The organism is Methanoculleus sp. UBA413 (genome assembly GCF_002502935.1).
Taxonomy (GTDB): domain Archaea; phylum Halobacteriota; class Methanomicrobia; order Methanomicrobiales; family Methanoculleaceae; genus Methanoculleus; species Methanoculleus bourgensis.
This window is the reverse complement of the sequence record NZ_DAQR01000126.1, coordinates 1-18,467: the sequence shown is the minus strand read 5'-3', so window position 1 is coordinate 18,467 and position 18,467 is coordinate 1. Positions and strand designations below refer to the sequence as shown.

Here is an 18,467-nt window from a genome sequence, read left to right as displayed (position 1 = left end):
ACGCCTGGTAAATCTTCAAGATCAATCTCTGACATCTTATTCCTCACTTGATCTCTTGTGCATGTTCTACCGCGTATACACTAAGAGTGTATGACAGGAGACATAAAGGTCGCTCGCCGTGCGGTGTGAAAGTGAAGACCCGGGATCAGGGTCTCCTGGAGAAGTGATCCAGGCGGCGCTGCAGGTCTTCCGGATCAGGGGGCGCGGCCTCCATATGGCTGATGGTGATCACGCCCCGGTGCACCGTGCCCCTGACGCGCACCTCGTACCCGACGGGCAGCTGTTCGGCGAGGAGGAAGCAGGCATCGCCGGTATCGATGCAGACTCCCTGTGCGGTGGCGATGATCGTCCCAACGACTTCCACCTCCTTCTCCTCTTCGGCGAGGACGACAAGAGCGCTCCCCCAGGAAAGGTGGAGTTCGAGGTCGCCGTAGCGCCCCCGCCGGGCGCCTGCGTTGTAGACCTCGATCCGGTCCCCGGGAACCAGGTGCTCCTCCGCCTTCTCGCCCCAGATGACGACCGGCATCTCCCCGGTCTCATCGGCGACGACCAGGTTGCGGACCGAGGACTGCCTCCCGCTCCGCGCGATGAACGAGTGGGGTGGCTGGATGCTCTGGATCGTCCCGGCAAGCGAGTACGACCCCCCCTCTTCCACATCCGCGACGGTATCCATCGGGACGGTGATCTCCCGGTCGGAGGGCGAGACAGACCCCGCCTCGCCGAGGCTGAACTCGATGCCCTGGTCATTTTCGCGGGGAACGGCGCCGTGGATGACGACGTTCGTCCCTGCCTCCATCCCGAGAAGGACGTCCGGCGCCCAGGCGACGAGCCGGAAGACGCCGGTCTCGTTCCCGATCACCGCCTCGACCATCTCGCCGGTGCTCCCGTCGCGCCGGGTAAACGTCCGCGGGCTCTCGGCGGCGATGATCCTGACCTCGAGGTCTCCTCCCGGTTCGGGGAGCACGGAGGCATCCGTCTCTTCTGGGCAGGAGATCTCGCACGCCGCCTCCTGGACGGCGACGGCGGTGACGTCGGGGAGTCTCCCGCCGCCCTTCGGCCGGCCGAGGATCTCAAGCACATCCCCAGGCTCAAGTTCGTGGACAGCGCCGGCCTTCTCGTCCCAGAGGGTCAGCCGCGCCTTTCCGGTCTCGTCGCCCACCATCACGTTCGCGACAAGCCCGGTCGTGCCGTCAGGGCGCTCAAACTCCTTCGGCTCCCCGACGGAGAGCACCTTTGCAAAGAAGCATACCAGGCTTGAGGCCGCCGGGAGGTCGCGTACCCTGATATGCGCCCGCCCGAGGTCTTTGACGACCAGCATCGCCGCTGTCCGTTCGTCCAGCAGGTCGCCCGACCCCGCCACCTTCTCCTCGACCCGGCGCTCGAACTCCTCCTTCCCTACAAGGTCGTCGACCAGGAGGTAGTGAAACTTCACGCTGCCTCTCTCGCTCCTACGCCTGCCAGGGCGGGACTGCCATGGGGGCGGTCAGGTCGTCGATCATCTCGGCCCGGCGCATCAGTGCCGCGTTCTCGCCTGAGAGGATCACCTCGGGGCACCGGGGGCGGCTGTTATACTGGGACGACATCGCAAACCCGTAGGCCCCGGCATCCAGCACCGCGATGATGTCGCCGGCGCGAAGATCGGGGAGCATCCTGTCCTTTGCGAGGATATCCCCGGTCTCGCATATCGGCCCCGCGATGGAGTACTCCCGCACCGCGGGCGCGTCAGCCTTGTTCGCCGCGACGACCTCGTGGTAGGAGTCGTACATCGTCGGGCGGACCAGCAGATTGAACCCGGCGTCGACGTTGGCAAACGTCGTATGGGCGGTCTTGACCGAGTTCACCCGCGCAAGCAGGACCGTAGAGTCGGCGACGAGCCACCTGCCCGGCTCGACCCAGAGTTCGGGCTCGATCCCGAGGTCGTGGATGCCGTTGAGGAAGACCGGCATGACCGCTCCCGCGTAGTCTTCCGGTGCCGGGGCGCGGTCGGTCTCCCGGCGGTAGGGGATGCCGAGACCGCCCCCGATATCGATGAACGAGAGATCGACCCCGATATCGATGAGGTCGCGGGCGACCCCGATCAGCACCTCGACCTCATGGGCGAAGGGCTCGACGTCAAGGATCTGCGAGCCGATGTGGCAGTGGATGCCGACCGGGTTGATGTGTTCGGCGGCGAGCGCGTGGCGGTAGGCGTCCAGGATCTCTCCCGCCGGGATGCCGAACTTGCTTGTGGCCAGGCCAGTCGCGATCTTTGGATGGGTGGGGACGTCGATGGCCGGGTTGACGCGGAAGGCGATATCGACGGTCTTCCCCGCCTCTCCGGCTGCCGCGTTGAGCTGCCGGAGTTCGTCGAGCGAGTCCACCGAGACCCGGACGCCCTTCTCGACCGCGAGGGCGAGGTCTGAGGGGCTCTTCGAACTCCCGTTGAAGAGGAGTGACTCGGGCCGCATCCCGGCCGCGAGAGCGAGGGTGAGTTCCCCGGCAGAGAAGACATCGGCCCCGGCGCCCATCGACGCGAGCGTCCGGAATATCGCCAGGTTGCCGTTCGCCTTTGCAGCGTAGAGCACCCTGACCTTCGGGTAATGGGCTGTGAGCGCCCCTGAGAGGCGCCGGAAGTTCTCGCGGATCCGCACCTCATCGGTGACGTAGAGCGGGGTGCCGAACCGCTCTGCGAGGTCCACCGTGTCGTGCTCACCGATGTGGAGATGCCCGCCCCTGACCGTGAGGTGAGGGGGGAGGATCACAGGTCGAGCCCCCGCATCCGGTCCACTGCCTCGGTGATCCGCTCGATCGAGCGGGTGATGGCGAACCTGACAAACCCCTCGCCGTTCCTGCCGAAACCCACCCCCGGGGTCGCGACGATCCCTGCCTGGTCGAGGAGTTTTGCGGCAAACGCCATGCAGTCGTCGACCGGCACCCAGACGTAGAAGGTGGCCTTCGGCGCCCGGACGTCAAACCCGATCTCGGAGAGGCCCGCGACAAGCACGTCCCGGCGCTCCTGGTAGACTGAGCAGGCCTGCCCGACACAGTCCTGGGGGCCGGTGAGCGCCGCGATAGCGGCGTGCTGGACGGCGTTGAATGCGCCCGAGTCGACGTTCGTCTTGACCCGGCCGAGCCCGGCGATGATCTCGGGGTTCCCGCAGGCCATCCCGATCCGCCACCCGGTCATGTTGTAGGTCTTTGAGAGCGAGTGCATCTCGACGCCCACCTCCATGGCGCCGTCAGCCTCGAGGAACGAGGGCGCCCGGTAGCCGTCGAAGGTGATCTCGGAGTAGGCGTTGTCGTGGACGACGACGATGTTGTGCTCCCGCGCAAACTCGACGACCTCCTCGAAGAACGAGAGCGGGGCTATGGCCGCGGTGGGGTTGTTCGGGTAGTTGATGAAGAGCAGTTTTGCCTGCTTCACCACATCGGCGGGGATATCATCGAGCACCGGGAGGAAGTCGTTCTCGGCGCGGATGGGCATCTCGTAGACCTTACCCTCGGCAAAGAGCGTGGAGGTCTTGTAGACGGGGTAGCCGGGGTCGGCGGCCAGGACGACCTCGCCCGGGTTGACGAAGGCCTCGGCGATGTGGGCGATGCCCTCCTTTGACCCGATGAGGGCGAGCACTTCCTTCTTCGGGTTCAGGTCGACCCCGAACCGGCCTTGGTACCACTCAGCCACCGCCTCGCGGTAGGCGAGCATGCCGGTGTAGGAGGGGTAATGGTGGTTCGCCGGGTCGCGGGCTGCGGTGCAGAGCGCTTCCACGATATGCGGCGGGGTGGGGAGGTCGGGGTCGCCGACGCCGAGATCGATGACATCGACTCCCTGGCGCAGTTTCTCCTCTTTCATCTCGTCAATACGTGCGAAAAGGTATGGTGGAAGGTGATCCATGCGTCTTGCGTACATTACCAGAATATTGCGCCCGGGAGCCTATTTATTTTCTTACTTGAGGCGGGCGGGTTCCTCTCCGCCCCCGGACCGGTAACGCTGATAGAGTTCCAGATCAAACGCTGTACCGATATGAGCGATCAGGATCAACGCACCGTGTACATGGACCACGCGGCGACGACATTCACAAAACCCGAGGTCCTCGCGGCGATGACCCCGTATTTCTCCCGGTATTTTGGCAACCCCTCGTCTCTCTACCGGTTTGCCCATACGTCCCGGGAGGGCGTGGAAGAGGCCCGGGCCCGGGTTGCGACGGCCCTTGGGGCGGAGCCGGAGGAGATCTCCTTTACCGCCGGCGGCAGTGAGGCTGACAACTGGGCGATCAAGGGGGTGGCGGCAGCCCTCCGGAAGCGCGGGGACCATATCATCACCTCCACGATCGAGCACCACGCCGTTCTCCACCCCTGCCGGGCGCTGGAGAAGCAGGGCTACCAGGTCACCTATCTCCCGGTCGACGAGTTCGGCCGCGTTGACCCGGCCGACTTCGAGGACGCGATCACCGACCGGACCATCCTCGTCTCGGTGATGACCGCAAACAACGAGATCGGGACCATCCAGCCGGTCGCGGAGATCGGCCGGGTCGCGCATGATCACGACGTCCTCTTCCACACCGACGCCGTGCAGGCAGTTGGCGCGGTGCCGATCGATGTTGACGCGATGGGGATTGACCTCCTCTCGCTCTCGGCCCACAAGTTCTACGGCCCCAAGGGGATCGGAGCGCTCTACATCAGGCGGGGGACGCGGATCGAGAGCCTGGTCCACGGCGGCGGACAGGAACGGGGACGGCGGGCCGGGACCGAGAACGTCCCCGGCATCGTCGGACTCGGGCGCGCGATCGAACTTGCGACCGCCGATATCGAGGGGCACAACCGCCGGATAGCCGCGATGCGGGACCGCCTGGTCCGTGGAGTCCTTGGCTCGATCCCGGACACCCGGTTGAACGGTCACCCTAAAGAGCGGCTCCCGAACAACGCGAACTTCAGTTTCAGGTATGTCGAGGGCGAGTCGATCCTCCTCCTGCTCGATGCGCATGGTATCTGTGCATCCACGGGGAGCGCCTGCTCCTCGGCGTCGCTTGAGCCCTCACACGTGCTGCTCGCTATCGGGCTCCCCCACGAGGAGGCGCACGGCTCGCTCCGGCTGACGCTCGGCGATGCCAACACGGGAGAAGATATTGACCATGTCCTTTCCGTGCTGCCGGAGGTGATCGGGCGGCTGCGGCAGATATCGCCGCTGACGCCTGCCTGCGCCCGGATGCCGGAGGTCGAGTGACGTGTGGCTGATGTCGGCGGTCAATCGCCCGCGACGCCATTTGGACCGCGGTCGATGACTGCCACAAGTTAAATACAGGCAATACGAAGGTAAAACCATGGTTCTCCCGGAATATATTGTGGTCTTCTGCACGGCCCCGGCCGGGGAGGCAGGGACGATCGCAAAAGCGCTCGTCGATGCCCGGCTGGCTGCCTGCGTGAACGTTACCGGCGTGCAGTCCTGCTTCCGGTGGGAGGGGACGGTCTCGAGCGAGCCCGAAGAACTCCTGATCGTCAAGACGCAGCAGCGCCTGCTTGACCAGCTCATCGCCCGGATACGGGGACTCCACAGTTACGAAACCCCTGAGATCATCGCCATGCCCATCGTCGGCGGCTACGCCCCTTTCCTCGACTGGATCGGGGAGGAGACAGCCTGATGGAGATCGTCTGCCGCGCCGGGATCCAGGTTACGGGCGACGGCGCGCGTGAGGTCCACGACGACATCATCGTTGAGGACTGTATCAGGCTCTTCCTGAACGGCGAGTATCTCACGACCCTGGTGGCATGTCTCGACCGTCTCGCCGACCTGGGAGCCGGGTTTGTCATCTGCGAGGGGCTGGCTGACGAGGTCGACTCGGTGGAGGTCTCGGGAAAGGACATCTACGTCACCGCCCCGGTCGAGAGAGACGTCCACCTTGAGGTGGAGTCGTCCGGGGGGTACCGGGTGCTCGGCGAGCCTAAAGCGGTCTCCTCGTCGAACACCGTCACTGCGGACGGCATCCGGGCGGTCACGGCCGCGATCGAGTCCGATACCTGGCGGAGGACCGGCGGCGTCCACTGTTCGGTCCTCTTCTGTGACGGGAAACTTATCACCCGGGCCTGCGACGTCGGCAGGCACAACACCGTCGATAAGGTCGTGGGCTACGCGGCCCTCCACGGGATTGACCGGTCGACATGTGTTCTCGGGTGCACCGGCAGGCAGCCGGCGGGGATGGTGGCGAAGGCGGCGAACGCCGGGATACCTATTGTCGCATCACGCGCCGCCTCGACCGACCGGGGTATCCTCACGGCAGAGCGGGCAGGGCTCACCCTGATCTGCTTCTCGCGGGGGGAGCGGTTCACGATCTACACGCACCCAGAGCGGGTGCCTGATGTCTATTCACAGGTGAAGAAGGCCTGAACATGAGTGAGAAGAATACCAGCGAGAAGACTGCGCTGATCCTGCTCGGGTGCCCGCAGGTGCCCGTCCAGACGAGTATGGCGCTCTACCTGGTGCACGGCCTCTCGCAGCAGGGCATACGGCCGGTGGTTGCCGGGACAACGGCGGCACGAAGACTGATGGAGGTGGCTGACCCGGGCCGGCACTACCTGGGTGAGATGGCTGACCTTGATGCCACAATCGACGAGATCACGGGGAAGGTGCGGGACTTTGACCTCTGCTTCGTCTTCATCCATAACGACTCGGGTGTTGCCTACGCGGGGACGATGGCCTACATATCCCGGGCACGGCTGTACGCGCTCCTCTTCGGGGAGCATGCAGAAGACCTTGTCGGTGAGATTGAGTTCCCCTGCGAGGTCATCGCGGCGAAGGCAGTTCACAACCCCATGCCGCTGAAACGGAGACTTGACGAGGTGATGCAATGGGCTGTCTCGAAGCGCTGAAACCAGAGATCATACTCTCAGGATCCTCTTTCCGGGAGGCACGGGAGTATATTAAGAAGAATGTCCGGGAGTACCACGAGGTCGAACCCGGCTACAAGATATTCGATGTCCATATCATCGGTGTTGCGCCGCTCTACGTCGGCGTTGAGGGCGAGGATCTCATCTTTCCCTACACCAAGCCCTGCCACGGGACGTTTGTGGTGAGGGTCCCGGGCGGCGAGGAAATTGCGCGCCTGCGGGCGAGGAAGAAGTAACCCCTCAATATCTCTTTTTAAAAAAAAGGTGGGCGCTCTATCGCGCCGCATCAATTGTAGTCCATGAACAGCGCCGGGTTTTGCCTCCTGATCCACCAGCGCCGGACCAGGTAGCCGCCGGCGGCGAGCACCAGGATGGCCCCAGCTATGAGGGCGACCGTCCCGAGCGGGAATTCAGGCGCCGGCTCGCCGGTCGGCGGTGCGGCTGTGGTCTGTGCTGTGGTCTGTGCTGTATCCTCTCCCGGTAGGCGAGGGGCGGCCCCCGATCTGGTGCGACGGGCACGCCCAAAGAATGAGGTATAAATTCCCCGAGGGCGGTACTACAAATAGTGAGAACCTGGCCGCGTGCGGTCATGCCCGCGGCGAGCCGGGTCAGCAGAGTTTACAACCGATACGGGCGGGTACCGGGCCCCGGATGCGAGTGAGACCATGAGCGGATCATTGAGAGTTTTGTTGATCGGGGCAAGTCCCGGCGACGTTTTGAGCATCCAGGAGATGCTCAGGGGTTGCGGACGCGAGATTGAGTTGATCCACTGCGAGCGCTTCGAGGATGGGCTTGCCCTTGCATCGGGCGGCGCGGTCGAGGTGGTGCTCCTCGACCTAGATCTCCCGGAAAACCAGGCGACAACCTGCCTTGACCGCCTGCGCCGGACGGCGCCCGAGGTTCCGATCATCGTGCTCACCGCGGAGGGGGACGACCGGGCCGCGCTCCGTGCGATGCAGCACGGCGCGCAGGACTACCTGGCCCGGGAGAGGATTGATGCGGAACTGCTCTGCCGGTCAATCAGGTACGCGCTCGGGCGGACGCGCGCGGAACTTGCGCTCCGGCACTCGGAGGCGATGTACCGGAGGCTGGTCGAAAACCTCAACGAAGGTGTCCTCGCTGTGGACGAGGCCGGGGTTATCACCTTCGCAAACCCGCGCATGGGAGAGATCCTTGGCTACCCTGCCGGGCGCCTGATAGGGTTGCCGATCTCCATATTCTTTGATACCACGGATGGCGCTGGTTCTGGCACTAGGAACCCTTTTTGCAGGCAGACGATTCAGAGGCATGAGTTTGAACTGGACCTCCTCGCGAGTGACGGGAGACGCGTCCACGTGCTTGTGGTCACATCGCCGGTCACCGATGCCGCTGGCGCCTTCGGAGGATGCCTTGCCGGGGTGCTGGATATCACCGACCGGAAGGAGGCTGAACTCGCGCTCAGGCGGAGCGAACAGAAGTACCGGCTCGTCGTGGAGAGTCTCAGCGAAGGGATATGGGTGGTCGACCAGGATGCCTGCACGTCGTTTGTCAACCCACGGATGGCTGAGATGCTCGGTTATGCCCCGGAAGAGATGACCGGGAGACCGTTCCACTCGTTTATCCCTCCCTCCTGCAGCGCCACAATACAGGACCGCCTGACCCGCCGGAGAGACGGCATCAGGGAGCAGTATGAGTGCGAGTTCATCAGGAAGGAGGGTGACCGCATCACCGCTCTGCTGATCGCGTCCCCGTTCATGGACGATTCCGGTGAGTTCCGGGGCTCGATCGCCGGCGTGATGGATATCACCGAGCGAAAGCGGGCAGAGGAAGAGATCCGGATCCGGAGCGAACAGCTCATGGTCCTCAACCGGATCATCAGTGTCTCTGCCACATCCCTCTCTCTTGCCGAACACCTGGAAGAGTCGCTTGAGAAGACGGTTGAACTGATGGGGTTTCACGTCGGCATCGTCTACATGCTCGATGCTGACCGGAAACGGGCCCTGCTACAGTACCAGAGGGGCGTGCCGCCGTCATGCATGCCCCGGAACCGCGTGGTCAAGATCCACCACTGGCCGTTCAACTTCATATTTGTCGCCGGCCAGCCCCGCTACATAGAGCGGCACCCGGACCTCAACTCCATCGAGGCGGGCATACTCAGGGAACTCGACGTCTCGGCGCTCGCCTGTATCCCGCTCATCGCGGAAGCGGTTGTTGTCGGGGCGGTCTACGCCGGAAGCCGGACAAAGGAGTCCTTCTCCCGCGAGGAACGGACGCTGCTTGAGACGATAGGCAAGGAGATCGGATCAGGTATCCTGAAGGGCATGCTCCACAAGAGGCTGGAGGCGGCGAACCGGGAGGCGAACCTCTACCTGGACATCATGACGCACGACATCAGGAACACCGAGAACGTCTCGGGTCTCTACGCCGGCCTCCTCATCGAGATGCTGGAGGGAGAGGCTGCCCTGTATGCGCGAAAGATCGAGAGCAGCGTCCGCAGGAGCAAGGAGATCCTCGGGAACGTCTCCACAATCCGTCGCATCCATCATGAGTCGCCCGATCTCAGTCCGGTCGACCTTGATGTCGTCGTCAAGGAGGAGGTCGCAGCATTCCCTGATGTTGCAATCGAGGTCGAGGGTATGTCCCGGCAGGTCTGGGCGGACGACCTCCTCCCTGAGGTCTTCACGAACCTGATCCGCAACGCCGTCAAACTTGGCGGTCCCGGGATCGAGATCGCCATCAGGGTTGAGGATTATGACGGCGAGAGCGTGCTGGTCTCTGTTGAGGATACCGGGCCGGGCATACCTGACCCCCTGAAGGGGTCGATCCTCCACCTGTTTGAGCGGGGATGGATCGAGGGGTGCGGCGACGGGCTCGGGCTCTTTATCGTCCGGACGCTCGTCGAGCGCTACGGCGGCACTCTCCGGGTGGAGGACCGGGTGGAAGGGCGGCCGGATCTCGGCGCGGCGTTCAGGTTTACCCTTCGTGAGGTCCTCTCCTCCGGGAGAGACGAAGACGGTGACGGGTGTCCGGTTGAGGAGGAGTTCGAGTGAGCGTCGCCAGGGGGAAAGCGGCCCCGTCCTGTCCGCTCCTCGTCGTGGCAGGGGCTGACATCCCGCCCTGGTACCAGAAGGTTTAAGGGTTCTGATTCAGTATATACCGTCGTGACATCTGCGTTCATCCGGGTTACTCAGTTCTTCGCAGCGATCGCGGTCTGCCTGCTTGCCGGGCTGGTCGGGTCGGCCTTCACGACGCCGGCCATTCCCACCTGGTATACCGCACTCGCAAAACCCGCCCTGACCCCTCCGGCGTGGCTCTTCGGTCCCGTCTGGACGGTGCTCTTCATCCTCATGGGCATCGCGCTCTACCTCGTCTGGAGCAAGGGGTGGGGTCAGAAGAACGTGCAGGTCGCGATGACGATATTCGCTGTCCAGCTGGTCCTCAACATCCTCTGGTCGTACCTCTTCTTCGGGCTGCAGGCCCCGTTCTTCGCTCTCATCGAGATCATCCTCCTCTGGGTTGCAATCCTCATGACGATCGGCGCCTTCTACCGGGTATCGATACCGGCGGCGGCGTTGCTCGTGCCCTATCTCCTCTGGGTGACCTTTGCAGCCTACCTCACCTACGGCATCTACGCCCTGAACCCGTAAGGTCGCGCCTTATTCGTCCCCGATGTTCCGCCAGACGTGGGCGAACCGCTGGAAGGCGGTGTAGTGCCCGAAGATGCCGAATATGACGAGGAGCCACCCGAGGTAGTTTAAGCCGTAGATCTCCCCCGGGATCAGGATCGTGAGCGCGCCTGCGATCATGATCAGCACCAGGCGATCCGCCCGGCCGAGGATGCCGCCGTAGTACCTGCCGACCCCGACGGCCTGCGCCTGGGTGCCGAGGTACGATGACATCAGGACCCCGGTCAGGGCGAAGACACCGATCGGCCAGGACGCAGCCCCGCCTGCAAAGATGCCGGTGATGATGAAGATATCGGCGTAGCGGTCGATGACGTGGTCCAGGAAGTCCCCGCGGGGGCTTGCTACCCCCATGTCCCGGGCGAGCGCTCCGTCAAGCGCGTCGAAGACGGCGTTGAGGGCGACCATGACGACACCGAGCACGACGCCGCCGGCGTAGAACGCGATACCCGCAAGTATCGATACAAAAAAGGATGCAACGGAGAGCCCGTTCGGAGTGAGCCCGAGTTTCCGGATCAGGTTCACCACGGGCTGGACGATGCCCTGCACGTGCGGTCTGAACTGGTCCAGTGTCATGTGTTAAGATCCAGGTAATCGGTCCAGTCGATGGATCCGTAGGATGATGGCAGTTCTCCCCGGATAAACTGCTCGATCAGGTCTACGCACTCGCCGACGGAGAGAGCGGTCGTATCCACCTCAAAGATGTGTTCGCCCGGATGTTCTTCAAGCGTCTCGACCAGGATGACGTCGAGCGCCTCTGCCTCGACGTTCTCCCTGATCTTTTCGGAGGGGTAGTTCCTGGGGGCCAGGCGCTGCCGCAGGACGTCCGGGCGGCACCTGAGCACCACCACCCGGTCGCAGGGGAGGTAATGCGCGAGATGCCCCTCGACGATCCCATCGAGAGGTTCGAACTCAGCCGCCCACCGGTCGATGTCCACCACCAGCGTCTGGCGGCAACGGTCCTCCTCGATGATGTAGGGCCGCACCGTATCGGTCAGGTGGACGACCCGATGGCCCCGCCGCTCAAGTTCGGCCGCGACCGATGTCTTGCCGGTGCCGGGCGTGCCGGTGATGCCCACCATCATAGGTTCTTCGCCGCCTCGAGGAACCGCTCGTTCTCCCAATCCTCACCGATGCAGACCCTGATGTAGTGGTCGCCGAGCCCGGGGAAGGAGGTGCAGGACCGGACAAGGACGCCCTTTGCAGCAAGCCGTTCAACCGCCTCGTCGCCGGTCAGGGGCGAAACATCGATCATGACGAAGTTTGCATCCGAGGGAAACGTACGGAACGGCACCTCTTCGAGGAACCGGCTTCTCCACCGCCGGACGTGATCGCACGTCTCGCGCACCCGGTCGGTGTCGGCGAGAGCCGCGGCCGCTGCCGCGAGGGAGACCGAGTTTAAGGCAAACGGTGTCGCCGCCCGGTGGTAGAAGGGTTCCAGCCACCCCGGGACGAAGGCGTAGCCGACCCGCATCCCGGCGAGGGCGAAGATCTTTGACATCGTCCGCCCGAGGACCAGGTTCTCGTGCCGCCGCATAAGAGGGCGATAGTCGATGCCTGAAAACTCGACGTAGGCGTTGTCGAGGAAGAGCAGCCCCTCCATCCCCTCGAGGATCTCTTCGACCGCCTCCGGCGTGACCGAGTTTCCCGTGGGGTTGTTCGGGGAGCAGAGGAAGGCAAGTTTTGCCCCCCGGCAGGCCTCGATGAAGGCCGTTGTGTCGACCGAGAAGTCCTCACGGCGGGGGATGCTCACGACCCGGGCGCCGTGCGCCGCGGCCGCAAGCCCGTAGAAGGAGAAGGTCGGGGTCGAGACGACCACCGCCTCCCCAGGCTCGACGACCGTCCGGATCACCGTCTCGATGACGCCGTCCATGCCCACACCGGTGACGAACCGGTAGTCGCCGTGGTAGCGCCGGAGCGCTTCGACGAGGGGCGCCGCCCGCGTGTCCGGGTAGCGGTTCGCTGCCTGGAGCGCTCTGCTCGCCGCTTCAATCACGGCGGGCGAAGGCGGGCGGGGGTTCTCGTTGCTTGCGAGGCGAGCCACCCGGTCGATGCCGTGCTCCCGCGCAACATCCTCTGCTGACTTGGCGTAGGAGTACCCCGCCGCGCCCGCATAACACGCTCTAATCAAGCGCCGCATTGATGACACCGACGGCTGTATCGATCTCCTCGTCCGTGATCACCAGCGGCGGGATCAGCCGGAGGTTCCCGTCAGCGGCACAGTTGACGAGCACCCCGTTCTCGGCGCAGATCCGCTGCACCTCAGGGCACCGGTCGCCGACCGATATGCCTATCATCAGGCCGCGGCCCCGTGGGTTGTGGGAACTGAGCCCCTTTATGAACCGTTCGCCCTTCGCCGGAACGTCGGGGAGGACCTCCTCGATGACGCCGATGGTGGCGAGCGCCGCAGCGCAGGCGAGCGGCCCTCCGGCAAAGGTGCTCCCGTGCTCACTCTTCCCGAACTCAAGCCCCTCGCGGGCGACGAGCGCGCCGATGGGGAACCCGCTTGCAAGCCCTTTTGCGAGCGTGACGATGTCGGGGGCAACACCGGTGTGCTGGATGGCAAGCCACTTCCCGGTCCGGCCCATCCCGGTCTGCACCTCATCGACGATCATCAGCGCGCCGGCATCGTCGCAGATATCCCTGATGCCCCGGAAGAAGTCGTCCGGCGGGATCAGGACGCCCGCTTCGCCCTGGATAGGCTCGACGAAGACCCCGGCGGTATCCTTATCGACGACCTCTGCGAGGGCGTCCAGGTCCCCGTAGTCCACGAAGGTACAGGCGGGCGAGAGCGGCTCGAACGGCTCCCGGATCGCGGGTTTGTGGGTGACGGCGAGCGACCCGCAGGTCCTGCCGTGGAACCCGTGAACGAACGCGACGAACTTCTCCCGTCCTGTCCTGACGCGGGCGAGTTTTATCGCGCCTTCGTTTGCCTCAGCGCCGGAGTTTGAGAAGAACGCCTTTGAAAGTCCTGTGATCCCCACAAGTTTCTCTGCAAGTTCCGCCTGGTTTGGGACGTAATAGAGGTTCGAGCAGTGGATCAGACGGCGGGCCTGGTCGCAGATCGCCTCTACCACCGCGGGGTGGCAGTGGCCGGTGCTGCAGACCGCAATCCCTGCCACACAGTCGATGTATTCCCGTCCCTGGTCGTCCCAGACGCGCGACCCCGCACCGCGGACGACCTTCATCGTCCGGCCGAACGCGGGCATGTAATAACGTGCATCAAGCACCCGTGAATCTTCTGTCATATCTCTCTCACTCATACTCAATCGTCGCCGGGGGTTTTGGGGTGACGTCGTAGACCACCCGGGCGACGCCCGGGATCTCGGAGGTGATCCGGGAGACCATCCGGGTGAGGGTGTCATAGGGCAGGAGCAGGGGTTCGGCGGTCATGCCGTCCCTGGACTCGATGGCCCGGACCGCAACGATCCAGCCGTGGAGCCTGACGTCGCCCTTCACCCCGGTCCCGAGACCGAGGAGCGCCGCAAAGCACTGCCAGGGGCGGAACTCTTCCACCAGGCACTCCTCGACGATGGCGTTTGCCTCCCGGACGATCGCGACCTTCTCCCTCGTCACTTCCCCGAGCATCCTGACGGCGAGCCCCGGCCCCGGGAAGGGCATCCGGTGCTGGATCTCCGCCGGGAGCCCAAGCCCGCCTGCCACCTCACGAACCTCGTCCTTGTAGAGGTCGGCAAGCGGTTCGATGACGTCCTTGAACTTGATATCAAGGGGCATGCCTCCCACGTTGTGGTGGCTTTTTATGCCCCCCTCGCTCTCGATGCGGTCCGGGTAGATGGTCCCCTGCAGGAGCATCGTCGCTCCCGTCCGCTTCGCCTCCCGCTCGAAGATCCTGATGAACTTCTCGCCGATGACCTTACGCTTCTCTTCGGGATCGGTGACGCCTTTGAGCGCCTCAAAGAACTCGTCGCCTGCATCCACGACGCGGAGGTTCATATCCGAGAAGAGGGACCGTATCCGCTCGGTCTCCCCCTTCCGCATGAGGCCGGTATCGACGTATATCGGGATGAGCGCATCACCGATGGCACGGGCGGCGATGCCTGCACAGACAGACGAGTCCACGCCGCCGGAGAGTGCCATCACGACCTTCTCTTCACCGGCAGCATCCCGTATCCGCTGGATCGCTTCATCGATAAATTTCTCAACGTTTACCATTCTGTTATTTCACCTGGCCCTGAGTCGTTGTCTTATTCTTCTTGCACGCGGCCACAAAGCCGATATAGGGTGGAGAGGGGTTTGTCGGGCTCGATTTGAACTCCGGATGGAACTGTGTGGCGAGGTAGAAGGGGTGGTCGGGGAGTTCGCAGACCTCCATCCGGTCACCACAGGTCCCTGTGAAGACGAGACCGGCGTCTTCGAGGCCGCTGATGAACTCCGGGTTCACCTCGTAGCGGTGGCGGTGCCGCTCCACGATCGAGGTCGTATCGTAGAGATCGGCAACCATCGTGCCCTCCTTGAGAGTGACGCTACAGTTCCCAAGACGCATCGTCCCGCCGAGGTCTGAGACCTCCTCCTGTTCGGGGAGGATGGCGATGACGTGTGTCCCGGCCCCCATCTCCTCACTGGTGGCGTCACTGATACCGAGGACATGCCGCGCATACTCGACCACCGAGAGCTGGAAGCCGAGGCAGAGGCCGAGGTAGGGTCTCTTGTTCTCACGCGCATACCGGATCGCCTGGATCTTGCCCTCAACGCCGCGCTTGCCGAATCCTCCCGGGACCAGGATGCCGTCGACGTCGGCGAGGTCCTTAGGGCTGAACGTCTCTGCATCCAGCCACCGTATGTCCACCTCGGTGGAGAGCGCTCTTCCGGCATGCTTGAGCGACTCTTTGATGGACATATAGACGTCCTCGATCCCGTACTTGCTGACGATGGCGACCGTCACCCGGTTCGTGTACTCCTGCGAGACGACCCGGTACCATGCGGTGTCCGGCTCCCTGTTCTCGATGGACAGGTAGTTGCAGACGACCTCCGCAATCCCCTCCTTCTCCAGTTCCACCGGGATCTGGTAGATGTCGGGGACGTCTTTTGCGGAGATCACGGCCTTTGCCGGGACATCGGTGAAGGCGGATATCTTCTTCTTCGTCTGCTGGCCGATCACCTCGCTGCTCCTGCAGACGATGATGTCGGGCTGCAGCCCGAGTTCCCGGAGCGCCTTGACCGAGTGCTGCGTGGGTTTGGTCTTGAGGTCTCCCATGGCGTCCACCGGGACCAGGGTGACGTGGACCAGGACCATATCCTCCGGCGCAAGTTCGCCGTGCATCTGGCGGACTGCTTCCAGAAAAGGCATGCTCTCGATGTCGCCGACTGTGCCGCCGACCTCCACCAGGCAGACCTCAGCCACCCTGCCGCCGTTGATCTCTTCCCGTGCCGCACAGCTGATGCGGTGCCTGATCTCGTCGGTGATGTGGGGGATGATCTGGACGGTCGCACCAAGGAAGTCTCCGCGCCGCTCTTTCTCGATGACGCTCCGGTAGACCTTCCCTGTCGTGATGTTATGGATCGACTTGAGGTTGATGTCCAGGAACCGTTCGTAGTTGCCGAGATCGAGGTCGACTTCTCCGCCGTCGGAGAGGACGAAGACCTCCCCGTGCTGGGCGGGGTTCATGGTGCCGGCATCGATGTTCAGGTAGGGGTCGATCTTGACTGCCGTTACCTCGTAGCCGCGATTTTTCAGGAGGCGGCCGATGGACGCGGTGGTGATGCCTTTCCCGAGTCCGCTCATGACGCCGCCGGTTACAACGATATACTTCAAACTCTCGTTCCCCTCCGGTTGTTCCAGAGTCTCTATCTCATGTATGTGATCTTTGGTATTGAGAATGTATTGTTCCGGCATTCCCGGCAGAATCGCCGCCGGCGGGATGCCGGATTCTGTCGGGTCTCCGCCGCGGTGTTACCTTGCGATGACGGCAAACGATGCCGACGTCCGGGAGAGAAGCGTACCGTCTGCTGCGCTCCTGACTTCTCCGTCCGCAAACGCCACCCGGCGCCCTTTCCTGATGACCCTGCCGGTGGCGGTGACCGTCCCGGTATTGACGCCTTTTATGAAACTGGTGTGCTCGTCGATCGTGGCGATCTCTTCGTTGTCGGCAAGAAGCGTGTAGAGCGCAAGCGCGATCGCCTCGTCCGCAAGCGCCACGTAGACCCCGCCCTGGAGCCAGCCGGCGCCGTTGAGCATATCTGGCCTGACATCCATGGAGAGGCGCGCCTGCCCGTCCCCGAATTCATCTACAACAATCCCCATCATCGTGAAGAAGGGATTGGCATCCCTTCCGACCCGTTTTATATCGTCGATGTAGCCCACGCGCTTCACACCTGATTGCGAGAGATTTCGGGAGCCGCCGGGATAAGCGTTACGAATGGGGCTGCCCTTCTGGGGAGAGGTCTGCTTCACCCGTGCGACCTCTCGCTGCGTCTCATGGGTCTTGGAACGGTTGAGCACTGCACCAGAATGACACAAACCACCCGGCAGGCATCGTATCACCACAGTTGATGTGGAGGCGCCTCCTATCTCACATTCATGCAACAGGACGAAGAACTCAAAGAGATGCTCCGGGATCTCGTCTGGCTCAACGCCGTGATAGCCACCGAACTGATCCAGATCACCGAGAACACCTCCATGATCCTCCGAAAGACCGCGCCGCCGGAGGCTTGCATAACCGAGCACGCGGCCCTGCGCGCAACAGCGCTCGATATCGCCGACCGCTACAGGCCAGGCACGACGCTCAGGCAGCACGTCGAGAAACACCAGTGACGTGCTCTCCGGGGACTCCCGTGAGGTGCGGCCTTCAAGTGGGACCGGTGAGGGCCGGATCGCCGCGTGCTCGGCTATGCATGAACAGACTGACCCTCCGGCCTGCCCCCCGAGAGCGATACCGGGGCCGAACTCCACCAAAAATAGTAGTGCAGGGATGGGGGTGCTCAAACCACCTCTCCGGTCTCCGCTTCCCCCGGCGTTACATTCAGGTCTGCCGGAGGCGGTTGTTCACCGGTTTCTGTCTCTTCTGGAGTAATTGGCGTCTCCTCCGGCGTCATGGTCTCTTCCACCGGCGGGGTGCCCTCCTCTTCTGGGACCACTTCGACCAGCCCTGCGTTCCGCGTCACCGTCCCGGACAGCGCAACGTCAAACGTATCGGTCGTGCCGGTCGCGGGGTCGACGTCACTCCCTGATCCGGGTGCGGTGAATCCAAACCCCTCCGGCAGCGTAAACCGGAGGAGGTAGGTTCCCGGCTCGTCGACGTTGAAGGTATACCCGCCGTCGTCTCCCGTGGTTGTCGTGCCGGCCGGTGCACCGTCAGCACCCACGAGTTCCACGCCGAGACCCGGGATACCGGGCTCACCTGCGTCCCGTGCGCCGTTGGCGTTGGTGTCGTCCCAGGCGGTGCCGGTGACGATACCGGGCTCCAGCGGGGGCGGGGCCTCTACGACCACCCCGGCATCCCGGGTGAGGTCGTCACCGGTGAGTTCAAACGGTCCGGTTCTCCCTGTCTCCGGGTCTGCGTCGCTATCGAGAGGATCGTCGCCCGCGTTCGGCGTCGTGAATGCGACCCCCTCAGGCAGGACGAACTCGAGGATGTAGGTCTGCCCGACCCTTCCCTGCAGGGCATACCTGCCGTCGTCCCCGGTGGTCGCCTCAAGTGCAGTTCCGGCATCGTCTGTGACCGGGCTCCCCTCTGCGTCCAGGAGTCTCACGGTGACGCCCCCAAACCCGGTTTCTCCGTCGTCCTGGATGCCGTTTGCATCTGTGTCGTTCCAGACAAAGTCGCCGATGGTTGCACGCTCAGGGACGGCCCCCGCATCACGGGTGACCTCTGTCTCGTCCCGGGTGAGTGTGAAGTTCTCTGTCCTGCCGGTCGCGGGGTCGGCGTCGCTGTCGAGGGTGTCATCGCTGCCCTGGTCTGCGGCCGTGAAGGTGTAGCCCTCCGGCAG

General features: G+C 63.7%; 19 protein-coding genes. 8 read left to right on the top strand and 11 right to left on the bottom strand.

Annotated elements, in window-relative coordinates:
• Positions 1 to 145: 145 nt before the first annotated feature.
• From BP858_RS10935 to BP858_RS10925, 3 genes are read right to left on the bottom strand one after another with little or no spacing between them, the layout of a single operon-like run.
• Entirely contained in the window at positions 146 to 1,432 is a 1,287-nt protein-coding gene (locus tag BP858_RS10935) for a nucleotide-binding protein (protein WP_286879495.1), read from the bottom strand.
• A gap of 16 nt (positions 1,433 to 1,448) precedes the next feature.
• Positions 1,449 to 2,741: a diaminopimelate decarboxylase gene (gene lysA, locus BP858_RS10930; protein WP_286879494.1), complete on the bottom strand. Its 1,293-nt coding sequence runs from the start codon at positions 2,739 to 2,741 to the stop codon at positions 1,449 to 1,451.
• Complete coding sequence (locus tag BP858_RS10925; protein WP_286879493.1) at positions 2,738 to 3,886, bottom strand: LL-diaminopimelate aminotransferase; 1,149 nt, start codon at positions 3,884 to 3,886, stop codon at positions 2,738 to 2,740. Before BP858_RS10925 ends, lysA begins: the two co-directional genes overlap by 4 nt.
• A gap of 114 nt (positions 3,887 to 4,000) precedes the next feature.
• Between BP858_RS10925 and nifS the strand changes: the two genes are divergently transcribed.
• The 7 genes from nifS (at position 4,001) to BP858_RS10890 (ending at position 10,484) form a co-directional block, all read left to right on the top strand.
• A complete protein-coding gene (nifS, locus tag BP858_RS10920; RefSeq protein ID WP_074175028.1) occupies positions 4,001 to 5,200 on the top strand; it encodes a cysteine desulfurase NifS in 1,200 nt (399 codons plus the stop codon).
• A 97-nt stretch (positions 5,201 to 5,297) separates the two neighbouring features.
• Entirely contained in the window at positions 5,298 to 5,615 is a 318-nt protein-coding gene (gene cutA / locus BP858_RS10915; RefSeq protein ID WP_062261832.1) for a divalent-cation tolerance protein CutA, read from the top strand.
• Positions 5,615 to 6,358, top strand: a complete 744-nt coding sequence (fdhD, locus tag BP858_RS10910) for a formate dehydrogenase accessory sulfurtransferase FdhD (protein ID WP_286879492.1) — start codon at positions 5,615 to 5,617, stop codon at positions 6,356 to 6,358. The genes cutA and fdhD overlap by 1 nt, the downstream gene beginning before the upstream one ends.
• A gap of 2 nt (positions 6,359 to 6,360) precedes the next feature.
• The gene (locus BP858_RS10905; RefSeq protein ID WP_074175031.1) at positions 6,361 to 6,840 is read left to right on the top strand and encodes a DUF1890 domain-containing protein; all 480 of its coding nucleotides are present in this window, start codon (positions 6,361 to 6,363) and stop codon (positions 6,838 to 6,840) included.
• Positions 6,819 to 7,094 (top strand): DUF1894 domain-containing protein, encoded by a 276-nt coding sequence (locus tag BP858_RS10900; protein ID WP_286879491.1) that lies wholly within the window; start codon positions 6,819 to 6,821, stop codon positions 7,092 to 7,094. Before BP858_RS10905 ends, BP858_RS10900 begins: the two co-directional genes overlap by 22 nt.
• Before the next feature lie 453 nt (positions 7,095 to 7,547).
• Complete coding sequence (locus BP858_RS10895) at positions 7,548 to 9,887, top strand: PAS domain S-box protein (RefSeq protein ID WP_286879490.1); 2,340 nt, start codon at positions 7,548 to 7,550, stop codon at positions 9,885 to 9,887.
• A gap of 111 nt (positions 9,888 to 9,998) precedes the next feature.
• Entirely contained in the window at positions 9,999 to 10,484 is a 486-nt protein-coding gene (locus tag BP858_RS10890; protein WP_286879489.1) for a TspO/MBR family protein, read from the top strand.
• A 9-nt stretch (positions 10,485 to 10,493) separates the two neighbouring features.
• Here the strand turns inward: BP858_RS10890 and BP858_RS10885 are convergent, their stop codons facing one another.
• From BP858_RS10885 to BP858_RS10855, 7 genes are all read right to left on the bottom strand, one after another.
• A complete protein-coding gene (locus BP858_RS10885; protein WP_062261846.1) occupies positions 10,494 to 11,096 on the bottom strand; it encodes a CDP-alcohol phosphatidyltransferase family protein in 603 nt (200 codons plus the stop codon).
• Positions 11,093 to 11,605, bottom strand: a complete 513-nt coding sequence (locus tag BP858_RS10880; RefSeq protein WP_062261850.1) for an adenylate kinase family protein — start codon at positions 11,603 to 11,605, stop codon at positions 11,093 to 11,095. The genes BP858_RS10885 and BP858_RS10880 overlap by 4 nt, the downstream gene beginning before the upstream one ends.
• A complete protein-coding gene (gene hisC, locus BP858_RS10875; protein ID WP_062261853.1) occupies positions 11,602 to 12,660 on the bottom strand; it encodes a histidinol-phosphate transaminase in 1,059 nt (352 codons plus the stop codon). The genes BP858_RS10880 and hisC overlap by 4 nt, the downstream gene beginning before the upstream one ends.
• On the bottom strand, positions 12,644 to 13,768 hold the full coding sequence (locus BP858_RS10870; RefSeq protein WP_062266378.1) for an aspartate aminotransferase family protein: 1,125 nt from the start codon (positions 13,766 to 13,768) through the stop codon (positions 12,644 to 12,646). The genes hisC and BP858_RS10870 overlap by 17 nt, the downstream gene beginning before the upstream one ends.
• Before the next feature lie 7 nt (positions 13,769 to 13,775).
• Positions 13,776 to 14,693: a glutamine-hydrolyzing GMP synthase gene (gene guaA / locus BP858_RS10865; RefSeq protein WP_014866385.1), complete on the bottom strand. Its 918-nt coding sequence runs from the start codon at positions 14,691 to 14,693 to the stop codon at positions 13,776 to 13,778.
• 4 nt (positions 14,694 to 14,697) lie between these two features.
• On the bottom strand, positions 14,698 to 16,293 hold the full coding sequence (locus BP858_RS10860; protein ID WP_048104474.1) for a CTP synthase: 1,596 nt from the start codon (positions 16,291 to 16,293) through the stop codon (positions 14,698 to 14,700).
• A gap of 138 nt (positions 16,294 to 16,431) precedes the next feature.
• A complete protein-coding gene (locus BP858_RS10855; protein ID WP_024265339.1) occupies positions 16,432 to 16,842 on the bottom strand; it encodes a PaaI family thioesterase in 411 nt (136 codons plus the stop codon).
• 216 nt (positions 16,843 to 17,058) lie between these two features.
• On the opposite strand from BP858_RS10855, the gene BP858_RS10850 reads away from it, so the two are divergent.
• Positions 17,059 to 17,292: a hypothetical protein gene (locus tag BP858_RS10850; RefSeq protein WP_014866388.1), complete on the top strand. Its 234-nt coding sequence runs from the start codon at positions 17,059 to 17,061 to the stop codon at positions 17,290 to 17,292.
• Between the two features lie 167 nt (positions 17,293 to 17,459).
• Here BP858_RS10850 and BP858_RS10845 read toward each other — a convergent pair.
• On the bottom strand, positions 17,460 to 18,467 hold a 1,008-nt coding region (locus tag BP858_RS10845), incomplete at its 5' end, for an SdrD B-like domain-containing protein (protein ID WP_286879488.1).